Here is a 15741-nt window from a genome sequence, read left to right as displayed (position 1 = left end):
ATCAATTATATACTTACTTATTTATTTGATTGATAATAGTTTAGAATTTTGTATTGCTCTTTTATCTCCTTTACTTGCATATATTTTTTCATATAATCAAAGTCAATATGTCCTAATCCATCTATAGGTAACAGTATTTTTTGTCTTCTAAGTCTTCCAGTTCCCATTTTATAGCCATACCCATATTTTTCTTTCTGTTTAGTAATAACTGATGTTAAAAATAAAGAAACATATTTATTTCTATATTTAGGAATTAACTTTCTTGTATCATTTCCATATAATGCTTTGTATTCATGATAAAAAGCATAACCAACAGATCCATTACGATTTACACTAATTGCTTTTTCTTCTATAGTTTTATTTTTATTTTCAACAAAATAACCTATGCCATTATTTTGAGCGGTTGCTGTTACATAAGGGGTATTTCCATCTATTCTTTCTCTTTCGTAAATATCTTTACCAGATTTAATAGTAACAATATCTTCAAGCCAAAATTCTTTCCATTCTTTTTTATTAAGTGGTAGCAATTTTTTCTCATAAGAAATGGCTAACCTATATATATATATATATATATATTCAAGCACTTTTTCGAGCTTTTCAGTTTCTATTTTTTGCATAAATTGACTCATATACTCCCAGTGAGGTTCTCCATTTTTATCTGTTGGGAGAATAAATTTTTCGTTTTTTATTCTTTTATCATTTATTTCTCGATTGAAAGAATATTTTTCTTCGAGTCTTTTTACTATTGTAGCCATAAATAGATAAATATATTTATCAGCCTTATCTAAGGTTAAGGAGGTAACATGATCGCTTGCTATATATTCATATTCATGATAAAAACAAGAACCAACACTTCCACTATTTGCAAGGGTTAAATTGTTTTTAAATTTTCTTACCTTTTCATCATTTCCAATAAATCCATCTAATCCATTATTTAAAGATGTTGAAGAAATATAAGGCGTATTTCCATCTATATGGTCATCTTTTTTAAGTCTTTTTCCTCTTTGTATTTTTCTAAATACATCATTGAAATTAAATTCTTTCCACTCAACATCTTCAAGTCCCACTAAATCGAAAGAAGTTTCAAGCATTTTTTGTTCATAATAATTTATAACTTTTTGTGCAATTTCTTTTTGCTCTTGCTTGATATAGTCTTCCATAAATTGCCAATTAGGATTTTTATCTCTATCAATAGGTAATAAAACTATTCTATCTTTAAATCTGGTTCCCGTTAATCCCTTCCCATAGCCAAAGCCACAATTTTTAATGCTTGTCCTAAATGTTTGAACTAAAAACAAGCCTATTGATTTATTAATATTCTTATTGTAGATGCTATACATCTTATTTCCTGTAATATATTTAAATTCCTGATAAAAAAAATCTGCATTTTCGGCTCCTAAACTAATAGAATTGCTTCTATTAATTTTATAATTCTTATTATTTTTAATTATATCATCAAGTCCATTGTTTAATGAGGTTCTTGTTATATAAGGAGTTCCACATATTGCACATTCTAAATTTTCTTTATGATATGCTTTACAATTTTCAACTGTAAATATATCTTTTATCTTAAATTCTCCCCACTCAACATCATTAAGTGATAATCTATTTTGTTTCATAATCTTCACCATCTTCAGCAGCTAATAAAGATTTATCAATAAAAAATTCATCTTCTTTATCGTCTTCATCTTCTATTCCAAAAAGATACTCTCTGCCATGAGTAATCATATTAACCTCAAAGGTAATATAGTCAGCTATTGTGTTTCTAAAATCTTCATCCGTTGGTATCTCATCATTAAAATAATAAAAAGAATGTAGCCACTCATCATCAGCTTCTATAGTTGTACTTACACAAAACTTTGTTTCAGCTTCAACTCTATCAAACCATACATCAAGTAAATGTTGCTTTTTATCTTTTGCTGATGGAGTTTCAACAAGTCCAATGTGTTTTGCAACTTCAAAACCATCATCTTCAAAATTAATAAATTTACAAATTTTATCCTTATGATGAGGGATACCAGCAGTAAATATAGCAATACATGGATTTGTTCCTACACCATAAAAAGTATTTTTATTTAAAGTTATAACACCTTCTAAAGTATGTTTTTTTAAAATATTAGCTTTTGTTTCTTTTTCATATTTAGTTTTTCCTGTCATTGTAGATTGAGGTACAATAACTGCTACTCTTGCTCCTTCCACAAGTGATTTTAATAGATGCTCAGTGAATGATATTTCATAAAGATTAGGATTATCTTTAGAGCCTTGAGAGTATGGTGGATTCATCATTCCCACTGTGCAACCTTTTAATTGTAATTTTGCTGGATTTTGTTTTAAGAAATCTCGGTTTTCTAAATTACTTTTTCCATCTCCTCTTAGAATCATATTAGTAGTGGCAATAGTAAACATATAGGATTGGTCTTCTATTCCAAAAAGTTGATTTTTTCTAATATTATTTTTTTCAAAATCATCATCTGTTTTTTGTAACATATCATGCATAGCAGCAATTAAAAATCCAGCTGTTCCACAACAAGGATCCATTATTTTATCAGTTGGTTTTAAATCTAATAAATCACAAAAAAGTTCTGTAATGTGTCTTGGAGTCAATATTATTCCAAGAGATTGTCCATCTCCACCAGAATAAGACATAAATTCTCCATAGAATCGTCCTAAATAATCTTCTCCGCTTTGATGAAATCTGATGGATTGAAATATACTTTTATATAGAAACTCTGTGTAATGTCTATTGGGTGTCTTGCCTAAATTAGCATCTATTTGATTTATTTTTGTTGTGTCTTTAATAACTGAAAATTGATTTAATAACTTATCTCTTTTTACATCAGGAGACACATTTGCTCTATTTAAGTTATCTTTTATAGCATCGTAAATCTTTTGTCCATCTGTTTTTTTAGAATCACCAGTTAACATGTCAATAGAAAAATTCCCATATTCTATTTCTCTAAGGGCAAGTAAAATTCCGGAAACGATTAACGGTTTATCTTTATCTTGAATTGAACCATAATTTCTTAAATCTTCATGAAGTAGTGCTGCATCTCTTAAAATTTCTTTTGTTTCTTTTTCAAAATCTGTATTTTCTTTTAAAATTTCTTTTGTATAATATTCGTAAATGTTGTCTTCACTAAAAGAAATAAAAGTTTCTATTTCAGATAGTTCATAATAATCCATTCTATCATTTACAAATATTGGACTTATTCTGTGTTTTTTCTCATTACCAGAAACGCCAATTGCTATTACTTTTGTATAGGAAGTGTTTTTTATTAAGTGTTTACCATAGAATAATGCACCATTAACCGCATAATCACATATAGAATTTATATCTTCTGCTAATATATCTTCATCAGTTCTTTTTTCGTGATAAGATAGCGAACTCTTATCTTCGATAACAATAATAAAATCTTTAACTATTCCTACATATTCTGGAAATCCAACTTTTCCAGTTCCTCTTTTAGACGCAGTTTTAAGGGCATCATCTATTTCTTTTATCGTAGAACCTTGTGGATCTAAATTTAATTCAGCTTCTTTTAATAAGTCATAGACCCACAAATCCGTGCTTTTTTCTTTTAACTTCATCTTACATACTCCATAATATCTTCTAACTTACAATCAAGAACACAACATATCTTTGATAATGTTTCTAAGTCAATTCTCTTTACCTTGTTATTGCAATAGGAATTAAGCTGCGTTCTTTGTAAGTTTGCTTCTTTTTCTAATTTGTTTTTGCTTATGTTTTTATCTTCTAAAACTTTGTCTATCTTAAATATAATTTTTCCAAAGTCCGACATTTCTTTTCTCCTTGTGCCAAGCACCATTAAAAATCCGATTAACTTTATTGATTTATATTATATCACAAATTTACAACTTCTTACAGGTCTAAGATTTTTTATGGCTAAGTTTTAAAATTTATTTTCTTAATAAAAGTGAATGCACATCCCACAATTCCTTTGATAATTTTTCAATTTTTTCTCTCATATAATCAATATCTTTTTTATAAATAACACCAGTTGTATTAGTTGCTGTAGCAATCTGATTTATATTATTTGTTGCATTTGATAGTAGCCATTGCAGGTCTCGAAATGGTTCAAGGTCTACAATATAAATTTCTTTTTCTAATACACATTTTCTTAGAAAGTGGGACATGGTTTTGCAATTTGCGAGTTTCATTTTATTTTCAAAGATTTCTTTTTCTTCATCTGTTAAATATATTTTTAGTTGATTTTTTCTTGTTCTATTATCCATATATTTCTCCTTTGCACTTATCTTTTGGGGTCTTAGGGTTCTCCCTAACAAAGTAAAAATTAAAAAATTATATAGCATTAAAAACTATTAATTTTTCGATTTTTTCGTAAGTGAGTACTCACTTACTGTGCTTGCTATTAATAATGAAGTATCAATTTTTATTTTTCTTAATTTTATAAATAGACACAGGAGAGTGTAACTGTAACTTAAAAAATAAAAACTTCTAAAATTAGGCAAGCTTGTTTAAAAAGACTTTGAAACTCCCTTATTATCAAGCCATCAATTTATATAATCCTAATTCAAGAAGATTTAAAATAATAGTTACAGGTTACAAGGTTACATTTCTATTTATCAACCTTATTTTCTGTGTCAATTTTTATTTGTTCTACTTTTTGCCATTCTTCTGGCAATAATTTTTTATCAACTTCTATAAAATCTACATTGACTTCTTTTTTCTTTTCATAATATAGTTTTACTGGAATGGATATTCCACTTGGTGATATTCTTGTAGTCTTAGATGAACGAATGGGTGTCCAATCTTGGAAGTAATTGTCCATAATTTCCGAAAATGCTTTTGATTTTATTTGATAACCTTGCATTGTTAATTCTTTAAAACAAGTAATATTTGGCTCATTTGATTTGGGTTTATATTCTCCTAAAAAGTATCTTATATCTTCAACATCTGGATTTAGGTATTTGAACTTTTCTTGCTCCTTATATAAGTCTTTTAAAAGATTATTAGGTATTGCCCATGAGTGAGATTTATTTTTAAATATTTTATATCCTAGTGCTAAAGCCTGATTAAAATCTTCTCTTATGCGTGACATATATTCTTTATCCGAGAGTTTTTCCTTATTATTTTTATCTGGATATATAGTCCTTTCTCTTTTATTAATATTACATTCAACGGGTAAATATCTTCTTTCTCCCGTGTGGTCATTTAAAAAAGTTCTTTCATTTAACGTTCCTATAAAGATACAAGTTCTTGGTACATCTGTGGCGTATTTTTCGTAGGGTATTCTTATCCTGTCGCTTAATTTTGATAGAAAAGACTTTGCTTCATTAGCTGATTTTGCATTTCTAAGTGCAACAAATTCTTCAATTTCTACAATAGTTTTTCCCATAAGATTCATAACTGCGTCTTTACCTTGAATATTTTCAATTGTGCAGAACCAATCATCTTTTATAGATAAAAATCTTGCAAAAGTTGATTTACCTATTCCTTGTCCACCAACCAAAACCATCATCTCATCAAATTTAGAACCTGGATTAAAAATTCTTTGTATCATTCCCAAAATCATATGTTCCATTATCCAGTTATTTAAGTCTGTATCCTCAGCTCCAAGATAGGTTGGAAGTAGTTTTCTTATAGCATTTTTACATCCATTCCATTTTAAATTTTGAAGATATTGCTTAGGTGGACTTATTTCATACTGATGAGCCACGAAACGAACTGCTTCCAACATTTTATTAGAGTTATAATTAATTCCAAAATGTTTTTCTATCTCTAAGCCTAGTCTATTATTTAAAGAATCATCCCAAAGCCTAATTTGATTTTCATTTATATTTCTTTCTCCAATAATTTTTCCCTGAAATTTAATCTCTTTTGTAAATTCATCAAAAAATATTTGTCCATCAATTATTTTTTGATTTTTACAATACTTAGGATTTAAAATTGCAGTTACAATATTACCAGTAATTTGTCTAACCGTCCCTTTATCTGTCGTTTGTAAATCTATATAAGAGTATGTCTGATCAATTTCAGGAAATTTTAATTTAAAACCTTTCATAGGGCTTACTCCTTTTCTTAAACTCTAAATGCTTAGACCAATCAAAAGGGATAAAAGATGAAAATTTTAATGTGTTTTCTATGGTCTTTTCTAAATAGTCAATATATTTTCTATCATCTTTTCTTTTTTCATTACTTCCTAAACGGCTTAATGGACTTAAAAGAAATAATTCTTTCATTAAATGAGGATTCCCGTTAGTATAGTTTCTTGCTAAAGATAAAAATATAAAGTCATCTCTACTATGGTCGCCTGTAATACTTATTCCACTTAATAAAGCCTTAGCTTTTGTATTAGTCCTTTTCATCACTTCTATAATTTCACTTGCTGATAGATCATAAAAGCTATAGTCCTTATGAATTTCTAAATCTTTATATTTTTCTATCTGCTTTTTTATAGAAACCCTCTCCTGTGTCCATTTCTTATATAAGCTATTTATTTCACTTTGTTTATCTACAAGCTTATTAGAAATAGGGAAATATCTTCCATCACCTACATTACCGGTTAAAGCAATATATCTATTTTCTTTATAAATTTCTAAGCCTTCACTAGGTTTTATCATGTTACTAGGAATATTACCTTTACCAAATATATGAAGTCCTTGTCCTGATTGAGAAATTTCTATATAAGTTCCTTTAAAATCATCAATAATATTTTTAGCCATATCTGTCAATTTGCCATACTTTATTGAATGGTCTAAATCGACACAGAATATATAGTCATTATCCAAAACAAAACCTAGATTTTCATTTTTACTTTTTATTTCATTAAAACTAAGCCATTTTTCTTTATCATTCCAACCAGTAGATCTATTATTTATTAAAGAAAATGGTATTTTGGTAGTTTTTCCATTTAAAATTTCTATTCTAAAGCCTATAAATCTTTTTAAGTTTTTCATCTCATCTGGTAGATATTTATATTTATTTTCCATTTTTACCTCCTCTGGTATAAATAAGACTCCTGTGGTAAAATGGACTTGTCTAGAGAACACTTCTCACAGGAGTGCTTGCCTTTACTCATTGTAGTAAGGGCTTTTTTCTTTTTTGATTTTTTCATAAATTTCTAAAATATAGATTAGAATTTCAGCTTCTTCATCTTCTAATTTTCCAAATTTCTTTATAACCCTTGCTAATTGAAAAATTTCTTTTGATATATTATCAAAAAGTCTATAATCACTTACAAGAGTAATTTCATGCTGAGTTAGCATTTGTATAAAGTAATCTTGTTTTTTTAGTCCACTTATTTCAATCTTTTTATTAATAAGGGCATATTCATCTTCTGACACTCTAAAATTTAAAATTCGATTTCTTTTTCGATTTTTCTTTTTATTTTTATCTTTTACCTTTTTTGAAATCTCATCTAATGATTTTCTTCTAAACATCTATATCATCCTCTTTTAACAATTCATCCCAATTATTTTGAGATTTTTCTCTTATTTGATTAAGTGATATTGCCATTTCTTTTTGTTTACTAGGAAAAAGGTGGGCGTACCTGTATGTTATATCGATTGATTCATGACCAACCCTATTTGCAATTGCTGTTGCCGAAAAACCTAATTCTATAAGAAGTGATACGTGAGAATGTCTTAAATCATGGACTCTTATTCTTTTTACACCAGCTTTTTTAGCTCCTCTAGTCATTTCACGATGCAAAGAACTTTTAGTAAGACTAAAAATCAAGTCTTTATCCTTTAACTTATAAAATCCTCTAAAATAATCTTTCATTTCTTCTGCCAAAAATTCTGGTATTTTAACAACTCTAACACTCTTTTTTGTTTTAGGATCTGTAATCACATTTTTGCCATCAATTCTTTGCAAGGACTTATCAATTTTCAAATTATTATTTGTAAAATCAAATTTATCCTTAGTTAATGCAAGTAATTCTCCAAGTCTTAGACCACACCAATATAAAATTTCAAAAGCAGAAAATGATTCAGGGTTATCTTTGATTGCTTCTGAAAATTTTTCGTATTCTTCTTGTGTCCAAAAAGCATTTCTCCCGCTTCTTTTTCTCCCATAGAACCCACATCACGAGCAACATTGGTTTTAAGATTATAATATCTGCAAGCATGATTTAATATACTTGATAATTGAGCGTGAATTGTCCTTAGGTAAGTAGGAGAGTAGGTCTGACCCTTTTTATCCTTTATCTTCATAAGTTCATTTTGCCATTGGATTATAGTTACATTTGTTATTTCATTTAGCATTAAATCTCCTATATATGGCATTATTTTATGATTTACAATAGCTTCTTTAGTTTTCCATGTATTTTCCCTTATCCTTGGTTTCTTATCTCTTTTATATAGGGTAAAAAATTCTCTAAAGGTCATATCAATAGATTCAGAATGTTGATTTAGAAATTCTTGCTCCCAATTTAAAGCTTCCTTTTTAGTTGAAAACCCTCTCTTTTTCTTTGTGAGTTTTTCACCTTTCCAGTTAGTGTAATAAAACCTACAATACCAAGTTTTATTTCCACTTTCATCTCTATATGCTGGCATACTACACCCCTTCTACATTTTTTGGTCTATAACAATATTTTTCTATAAAATACTGTCTATTTACTTTTCCTCTTTGTACACGATAGCCTTGTTTTATAAGTTCTTTATTCATATCATTTATTATTTGATATGCTGTTGTTCTACTAACTTCAAGGAAATCTTGTACATCTTTTGCATTCATAAAAATACCTTTCATAATGTCCTCCTTTAAAATTTTGTAAGTTTCTACATCCAGATTAAAAGGATGAGCATTAATTTTTATATCTTACATTATCCGTTCATTTTCGAACGGTATAGTTATATAATAACAGTTCATATATGTTCTGTCAAGTCCTTATAATTTATTTTTTTGGATTTTTTATCTAATTATTACGTTCTTTCTCAACAGAACACTTTTGTTGTGCTTTTATCCATTTTATGATAAAATATTAGTAATTATTATGATATAAAGGGGGTAGTGTTTTGATTTCTGGAGAAAAATTAAAAAAGTTAAGGCTTATGAGAAACTTAACCCAAAAAGAGCTTGCCATTAAATCAGGCTTAACTGATGCTGCAATTAGAAATTATGAACTTGGGAATAGATCTCCAAGTAAAGACCAATTACAAAAAATAGCAGAAGCACTTGAATGCGATATATCTGCTTTGATAAATCACGATCCAAATTCCATTTTTGAAATTATGCATATAATCTTTGATTATGAAAAAGATACTAAGTTTAGACCTTTAGTAGGAGAGGGAGAAACAACTAGTCTATTATCTAATGATCAAGACTTCAATAACTTTCTTATCGAATGGGATGAAATGAGAAAAAAACATTATAACGAAGAAATAAGTGATGAAGAATTTGAAGATTGGAAATTATCTTTTCCTAAAAAATCAAGATTTTTAAAATAAATATAGACACACAAAAAGACCGTGAAGTTTAACTCACGGTCTTCATCATTTTCAAAATGTAAGCCACTTTGAACTATTATTTCAATTATTCTTTTTTATAAATGTTCCCATTTTAATCCCAGTTAGGAAGTTTTATCTTCTGTAACTATTGAAATTACAGCATTTCTATATTTTTTGGAACTATTCCCATTCAATTGTTGCGGGTGGTTTACTTGTAATATCGTAAACTACGCGGTTGACGTGGCCTACTTCATTGACGATACGAGCACTGATCACTTGTAATACTTCCCATGGGATGCGCGCAAAGTCACTGGTCATACCGTCAATTGAGGTGACAGCACGGATACCAATTGTGTAATCATAAGTTCTGCCGTCACCCATTACGCCAACACTGCGGATGCCTGGTAAGACAGTAAAGTATTGCCATACATCGCGTTCTAAGCCCGCTTTGGCGATTTCTTCACGTAAGATGGCATCTGATTCGCGCACGATTTCTAATTTATCTTCTGTAATTTCACCTAAGACACGGATTCCTAATCCTGGTCCTGGGAATGGTTGACGCCATACAATGGAGTCTGGCATCCCTAAGGCTGTCCCTAAGGCACGAACTTCATCTTTAAATAAGGTATTCAATGGTTCGATTAATTCAAATTGCATATCTTCTGGTAATCCACCGACATTATGATGTGATTTAATTGTTTGGGCGGTTTTAGTACCTGATTCAATAATATCGGTATATAATGTCCCTTGTGCTAAGAAGTCCACGCCTTGTAATTTAGACGCTTCGTCATCAAAGACATAGACAAATTCATTACCGATAATTTTACGTTTTTGTTCTGGGTCGCTAACGCCTGCTAATTTATTTAAGAAGCGCTCTTTAGCATTAACACGAATAATATTTAAGCCAAATTTTCCACCTAAAGCTTCCATTACTTGGTCGCCTTCGCCTTTACGTAATAAACCATGGTCAACAAAGATACAGGTTAATTGATCGCCAATGGCTTTTTGTAATAAGACACCTACAACTGAGGAATCTACGCCTCCGGATAAGCCTAATAAGACTTTGCGGTCACCCACACGTTCTCTAATTTTGGCAATTTCAATCTCAATGAAGTTTTCCATTGACCAATCGCCTTTAGCTTTACAAATATTGAAGGCAAAATTACGCAACATTTCATTTCCATGGATACTGTGACGTACTTCTGGGTGGAACTGTACACCATAAATTTGGCGTTCTTCATTTTCAAAGGCAGCAAATGGGGTATGGCTATTACTTGCGGTAACTGTAAATCCATCAGGTATTTGGGTAATTAAATCACCATGGCTCATTAAGACATTTTCAGATTCACTTAATCCAGCAAATAAGCCTGTTTCGGTATTTTTTACCTCAATGGCAGCTGTTCCGTATTCCTTTTTAGTACCCGGTTCAACTTTTCCACCAAATAAATGGGTCGTCAGTTGCATACCATAACAAATTCCTAATACTGGAATGCCTAAATCAAAAATTGCTTTATCAACGGTAAAAGCATCTTCTGCATATACGCTATGCGGTCCACCTGAAAAGATTACTCCGATAACATTACCTTCTGCTTTAATTTCTTCAGCAGAGGTGTCATTAGGTAATAATTCACTAAATACGCCAAATTCACGTAAGCGGCGTGTGATTAATTGATTGTATTGGCTCCCAAAGTCCAAAACGACAATCTTTTCCATTTCTGTCATTGTTTGTGTCACAATTTTCCCTCCAAATTAATTAATATTTTCGTACAGCAATTTTATCAACATAGTGATTAGTAGTCTTATGGATGACTACATCGGCACGGTCTCTTGTTGGTAAAATGTGTTCGTTAAGATTGACTAAGTTTACCTCACGCCATACTTTTCTAGCGTATTCGTGAGCTTGATTGCGTGGCCATTTACTCATCTCATGATAGTAATTGTCCGGTTCTTGTTGTGCCAAATCCATTAACATATCAAATCTTTCAATATACCATTGACGAATTAACTCTTGTTTGGCATCAACATAAATTGATAAATCAAAAAAATCACTGACATAAATTTCTTGATTTTGTGGTAATTGTAGAACATTAATTCCTTCAATAATCAAAATATCAGGACTTTGAATCAGTTCGTATTCGTCTTCCACGATATCATAAATATAGTGTGAATAGATGGGATATTGGACGGGTTCATCACTAACTTTTACCTGTTTAATAAAGTCTAATAATAATTGCATATTATAGCTTTCAGGGAATCCTTTACGCGACATCAGATTGCGGCGTTCCAATTCAGCGTTAGGATACAAAAAACCGTCTGTTGTCATATAGTTAATCGTTAAATCGGGATAGAACTGTTCTAATAATTGGGTTAAAACACGTGCTGTGGTACTTTTTCCCACGGCGACACTCCCACAAATACCAATAATGAAAGGTGGCAAGGTTTTGCGAACAGGTTCTTTTGAGACTAAAAAGGCCCGTTTTTCCTTCAAAAGACGAACTTGATTTTGGTAGACCATATCAATATAATCTACTAATGGACCGTAAACTTCTTTCACATCTTTTTGTGATAAGCGGTCGTTCAATGATACCAAGTCAGACAATCGTTCAATAGTATAAACGGATGGCCCATTTTGATGTAATTGTTGCCATTCTGCCCGAGTAAAGTTTTGAAATAATGGTGACTTCATTCGATTTTCCTTTTTCTACATATTTTGTTATAATCTTAATGTTATCAATGTCAAATACAATTGATAAGCACTTGCTTTTCCATTGTAACATAAAATATTTATTCTTTCGCAAAAAAGTGGTTATTTTTTATCGCTTTTTTAGAAAATTATCGTTATTATATTGAGAGTAGGTCAGCACTCGAAAATGAGCTTGTTTTTTCAATGTCTGTCCGTACCATCAATCAATCGATATCAAACCATTCCATCGGATACTATTTGATATCATTCAAGTACTATACTTAAAATAAATACTATAAGCTTTGGAAAGTTTATTTAATTCTGACCAGACGCTTAAATTTAGGAGGTTTTTCGGTGTCAATCGAGCAATTCGAATCGTCTGAGTCGATAAAGGAAAGTCAAGTCCCCCTTCATGATCAAGACTCACGCGAAATCGGAGTTGGTACCGCCCATAGTAAAATTATATTAATGGGTGAACATGCGGTAGTGTATGATTATCCTGCTATTGCGTTGCCTTTTCCTGCCGTAAAAGTGAAAACAACTGCACGTCATTTTAATCGTGATTATATAGAACTAGATTGCCAATATTTTGTTGGAGATATTTCAATGGCTCCTAGCATTTTATTAAATATTGTCAAAGCGATTGAATTAACATTAGAAACTTTTGAATTGGGACAACCCTCTTTATCGATTAAAATCATCAGTGATATCCCACAAGAACGTGGGATGGGCTCGTCCGCTGCAGTGTCGGTTTCAGTAGTTAGAGCGATTGCTGATTTATTCAAGGTTGAATTATCAGATTACCAATTACAATTTATCGTTAACCAAGCAGAAGTGATTGCCCATCAGTCAACCAGTGGGATTGATACTTTAATGACCAGTAGCGCTCAACCGATTATTTATCGCAAGAGTTTAGCTCCCCACCATTTCGAATTAAACATTCCTGCCTATTTAATCGTGGCCGATAGTGGTCAAGCAGGACAAACACGTTCAGCAGTCCAACATGTGGCAGAGTTACGTAAACGTAAACCAGTTTTTGTTGATAATTCAATGAAAACGATTGAACAATTTGTTCATCAGGCTTATCAAATGATTGCTCAGAAAAATGTTATCGAATTAGGACGTTTAATGACTTATAATCATTATTATCTTAACCAATTAGGGGTCTCGAATACCCATATCGATAAAATCGTCAATGCCGCTTGGATGGCTGGTGCTTTAGGTGCAAAACTAACCGGTAGTGGACGCGGAGGCTGTTTAATTGCCTTAGCAGAGTCGAAACAAATGGCCCGTAAAATTGCCCGCGCCATGCGTGAAGCCGGGGCTGTTCAAACGTGGTATTTAAATTTAGAAAGTTAATAAGAATAGATTTGTAGACTTTTGGTTAGTGTGTTCGTGCGTACAATTAAAGGTCTGCATTTTTTTATAAAGGAGGAATTCATTTGTCTAAGAAAATAGGTTATTATCGTGCCAATACCAATATTGCCTTAATCAAATATTGGGGAAAACGCAATAAAGAATTATTTTTACCGATGACTAGTAGTTTATCATTAACCTTAGATGCTTTTTATACCGATACGAAGGTCACGGTCGATTCAAATTTATCTCAAGATTATTTTACTTTGGATGGCATCGCCCAAAGTTATTCTGATACTCAAAAGGTATCAAAATTTGTCGATTTATTCCGTCACCTAGCAGGAAGCCAAGAGCATGTTTATATCGAAAGTGTCAACCACGTCCCTACTGCTGCGGGCTTAGCTTCTTCTGCCAGTGCTTTTAGTGCCTTAGCTTGTGCACTGAATCAAGCTTTTAATCTTAATTTAGACCAACGGACCCTTTCCACTTTAGCCCGTCAAGGTTCTGGTAGTGCGAGTCGTAGTTTATTCGGTGGGTTTGTTGAATGGCATAAAGGTGAAGGCGATAACTCCGATTCAAGTTATGCAGAACAAATTGCGGATGCTGACTGGGATATCGCGATGTTAGTCATTGTGATTAATGATCAAAAGAAAAAATTAGTAGTCGTGTCGGTATGGAACATACCATTCAAACTTCACCCTTTTTTGCTTTATGGCCACACGAAGTTGAAAAAGACTTAGCTCTCATTAAACAAGCTATCAAAAATAAAGATTTTAAAACTTTAGGTGAAGTCACTGAACATAATGCGATGAAAATGCATGCTACAACGATTGCCGCCAATCCATCGCTTACATATTGGGCCCCAGCTTCCATTACTGCTTTACAAGCTGTACAAACGTTACGTGAGGACTTAGGTTTTGAATGTTACGCAACCATGGATGCCGGTCCAAATGTGAAAGTCTTATGTCGTAAAAGTGAAATCGACGCCTTATCTAAACAATTATTAACACATTTTAAACCCGAACAGCTAATCAAAGCTTTTCCAGGTGAGGCACCGCGACCATTACCAATCGATTAGGAGATTTTAAAATGCCTTATAAAGACTTGTTATTAGAAACATTAGAAATAGAGAGTGAACAGGCTTTTGTCACGCAAACCGTCTCCACCCCAGGAAAATTATATATCGCTGGGGAATATGCGATTTTAGAACCGGGACAAGCCGCTATACTAGTGGCATTAGACGCTTACTTGTCTTGCACGATCCGTTTAGCTACTGATAATTTGTCTGGAACTTTACAATCCACAACCATTCAAAATGAGCCTTTCAACTATACGCGCTCTTCCCATAATCAACCGGGTCTAATGCCTGGTGCTATGTGGCCGAAACGTTGGGCTTATGTTTTAAGTGCCATTGAAACTGTTGAACGCCTACTCGTTGAATTAAATCGTCCTTTACAAAATTATCATATTCAATATGAAACCGATTTGGAAGCTGAAAATGGTCGTAAATATGGTTTAGGCTCCAGTGGTGCCGTCACTGTCAGTACAATTAGGGCATTATTACGTTTCTATGGTTACTCAGCTCATCCATTGGTTATTTATAAATTAGCAGCGATTGCTTCATTAAAGGTTTCGACAAAGGGAAGTTTTGGTGATCTGGCCGCCAGTGCTTATGGTGGTTGGATATATTATCAATCCCCTGATCGTCAATGGCTAGCCGAACAAATTGCAGCGATACCTTCTTTAACCCAATTACTAACTAAAGATTGGCCGCAGTTGGAAATTCGTCATTTAGCTGTCCCTCATTCTGTTGACTTGGTGATTGGTTGGACGGACGCACCGGCTTCCACGGATGAATTAGTCCATCATTACCAACAAAATCGTGAAACCGAAAGTGACATCTATCAACAATTCCTAGTCAATAGTCAGGCGACTGTGCAACAATTAGCCCAAGATTTAGAAAGAGGCGATGTGGCACTCATTCAAAAAGGAATTGCTAAAGCCCGTCAATTATTAAGAAAGATAACCCAGTATTGGCAACTGCCACTTGAAACCCATCAATTAACTCAATTAATTGAAATCGCCCAATCGTATCAATATGAAGCAAAATCATCTGGTGCCGGTGGTGGCGATTGTGGCATTGCGATTGGTTCTTCTCATTTAAATCGTCAAGAATTATTGAACAGTTGGAAAGTTGCTAATATCATTCCGCTCCCTTATCAGGTTACTCAACCTTTCCAGGAGAGTGAATAAATCAACGAATTTTATCC

Annotated in this window: 13 protein-coding genes and 2 pseudogenes; 4 read left to right on the top strand and 11 right to left on the bottom strand. The window is 32.0% G+C overall.

From position 1 onward, the window contains the following. Positions 1–17: 17 nt before the first annotated feature. From LB888_RS08635 to LB888_RS08590, 9 genes and pseudogenes are all read right to left on the bottom strand, one after another. Positions 18–1619 (bottom strand): restriction endonuclease subunit S, encoded by a 1602-nt coding sequence (locus tag LB888_RS08635; protein ID WP_318752619.1) that lies wholly within the window; start codon positions 1617–1619, stop codon positions 18–20. Then, positions 1606–3588 carry a class I SAM-dependent DNA methyltransferase gene (locus tag LB888_RS08630; RefSeq protein ID WP_318752618.1) on the bottom strand — a complete coding sequence of 661 codons (1983 nt, stop codon included), beginning with the start codon at positions 3586–3588 and terminating at the stop codon, positions 1606–1608. Before LB888_RS08630 ends, LB888_RS08635 begins: the two co-directional genes overlap by 14 nt. Then, positions 3585–3800, bottom strand: a complete 216-nt coding sequence (locus tag LB888_RS08625) for a helix-turn-helix transcriptional regulator (protein ID WP_318752617.1) — start codon at positions 3798–3800, stop codon at positions 3585–3587. The genes LB888_RS08630 and LB888_RS08625 overlap by 4 nt, the downstream gene beginning before the upstream one ends. Positions 3801–3918: 118 nt before the next feature. Further along, the gene (locus tag LB888_RS08620; RefSeq protein WP_318752616.1) at positions 3919–4254 is read right to left on the bottom strand and encodes a plasmid mobilization protein; all 336 of its coding nucleotides are present in this window, start codon (positions 4252–4254) and stop codon (positions 3919–3921) included. Between the two features lie 344 nt (positions 4255–4598). Beyond that, positions 4599–6044 (bottom strand): VapE domain-containing protein, encoded by a 1446-nt coding sequence (locus LB888_RS08615; RefSeq protein ID WP_318752615.1) that lies wholly within the window; start codon positions 6042–6044, stop codon positions 4599–4601. After that, positions 6031–6972 carry a hypothetical protein gene (locus tag LB888_RS08610; RefSeq protein ID WP_318752614.1) on the bottom strand — a complete coding sequence of 314 codons (942 nt, stop codon included), beginning with the start codon at positions 6970–6972 and terminating at the stop codon, positions 6031–6033. Before LB888_RS08610 ends, LB888_RS08615 begins: the two co-directional genes overlap by 14 nt. Before the next feature lie 81 nt (positions 6973–7053). Next, complete coding sequence (locus LB888_RS08605) at positions 7054–7422, bottom strand: plasmid mobilization protein (protein ID WP_318752613.1); 369 nt, start codon at positions 7420–7422, stop codon at positions 7054–7056. Continuing rightward, a pseudogene (locus LB888_RS12210) lies at positions 7415–8538 on the bottom strand (tyrosine-type recombinase/integrase). The gene LB888_RS08605 and the pseudogene LB888_RS12210 overlap by 8 nt, the downstream one beginning before the upstream one ends. A 1-nt stretch (position 8539) precedes the next feature. Beyond that, positions 8540–8734: a DNA-binding protein gene (locus tag LB888_RS08590; RefSeq protein WP_318752611.1), complete on the bottom strand. Its 195-nt coding sequence runs from the start codon at positions 8732–8734 to the stop codon at positions 8540–8542. A 266-nt stretch (positions 8735–9000) separates the two neighbouring features. Between LB888_RS08590 and LB888_RS08585 the strand changes: the two genes are divergently transcribed. Then, complete coding sequence (locus LB888_RS08585; protein ID WP_318752610.1) at positions 9001–9432, top strand: helix-turn-helix transcriptional regulator; 432 nt, start codon at positions 9001–9003, stop codon at positions 9430–9432. Positions 9433–9612: 180 nt separating this feature from the next. Here LB888_RS08585 and guaA read toward each other — a convergent pair whose 3' ends face one another. Next, complete coding sequence (guaA, locus tag LB888_RS08580) at positions 9613–11154, bottom strand: glutamine-hydrolyzing GMP synthase (protein ID WP_318753971.1); 1542 nt, start codon at positions 11152–11154, stop codon at positions 9613–9615. A gap of 31 nt (positions 11155–11185) precedes the next feature. After that, positions 11186–12118 carry a type I pantothenate kinase gene (coaA, locus tag LB888_RS08575; protein ID WP_318752609.1) on the bottom strand — a complete coding sequence of 311 codons (933 nt, stop codon included), beginning with the start codon at positions 12116–12118 and terminating at the stop codon, positions 11186–11188. Between the two features lie 351 nt (positions 12119–12469). On the opposite strand from coaA, the gene mvk reads away from it, so the two are divergent. The 3 genes and pseudogenes from mvk (at position 12470) to LB888_RS08555 (ending at position 15724) form a co-directional block, all read left to right on the top strand. Continuing rightward, positions 12470–13474: a mevalonate kinase gene (gene mvk, locus LB888_RS08570; RefSeq protein ID WP_318752608.1), complete on the top strand. Its 1005-nt coding sequence runs from the start codon at positions 12470–12472 to the stop codon at positions 13472–13474. Between the two features lie 83 nt (positions 13475–13557). Beyond that, positions 13558–14549: pseudogene (gene mvaD, locus LB888_RS08565) on the top strand (diphosphomevalonate decarboxylase). A gap of 11 nt (positions 14550–14560) precedes the next feature. Beyond that, positions 14561–15724, top strand: a complete 1164-nt coding sequence (locus LB888_RS08555) for a phosphomevalonate kinase (RefSeq protein WP_318752605.1) — start codon at positions 14561–14563, stop codon at positions 15722–15724. Positions 15725–15741 lie beyond the last annotated feature (17 nt).

The sequence above is a fragment of the Globicatella sp. PHS-GS-PNBC-21-1553 genome (assembly GCF_033564055.1).
Taxonomy (GTDB): domain Bacteria; phylum Bacillota; class Bacilli; order Lactobacillales; family Aerococcaceae; genus Globicatella; species Globicatella sulfidifaciens.
This window is presented reverse-complemented; position numbering and strand designations above follow the sequence as displayed.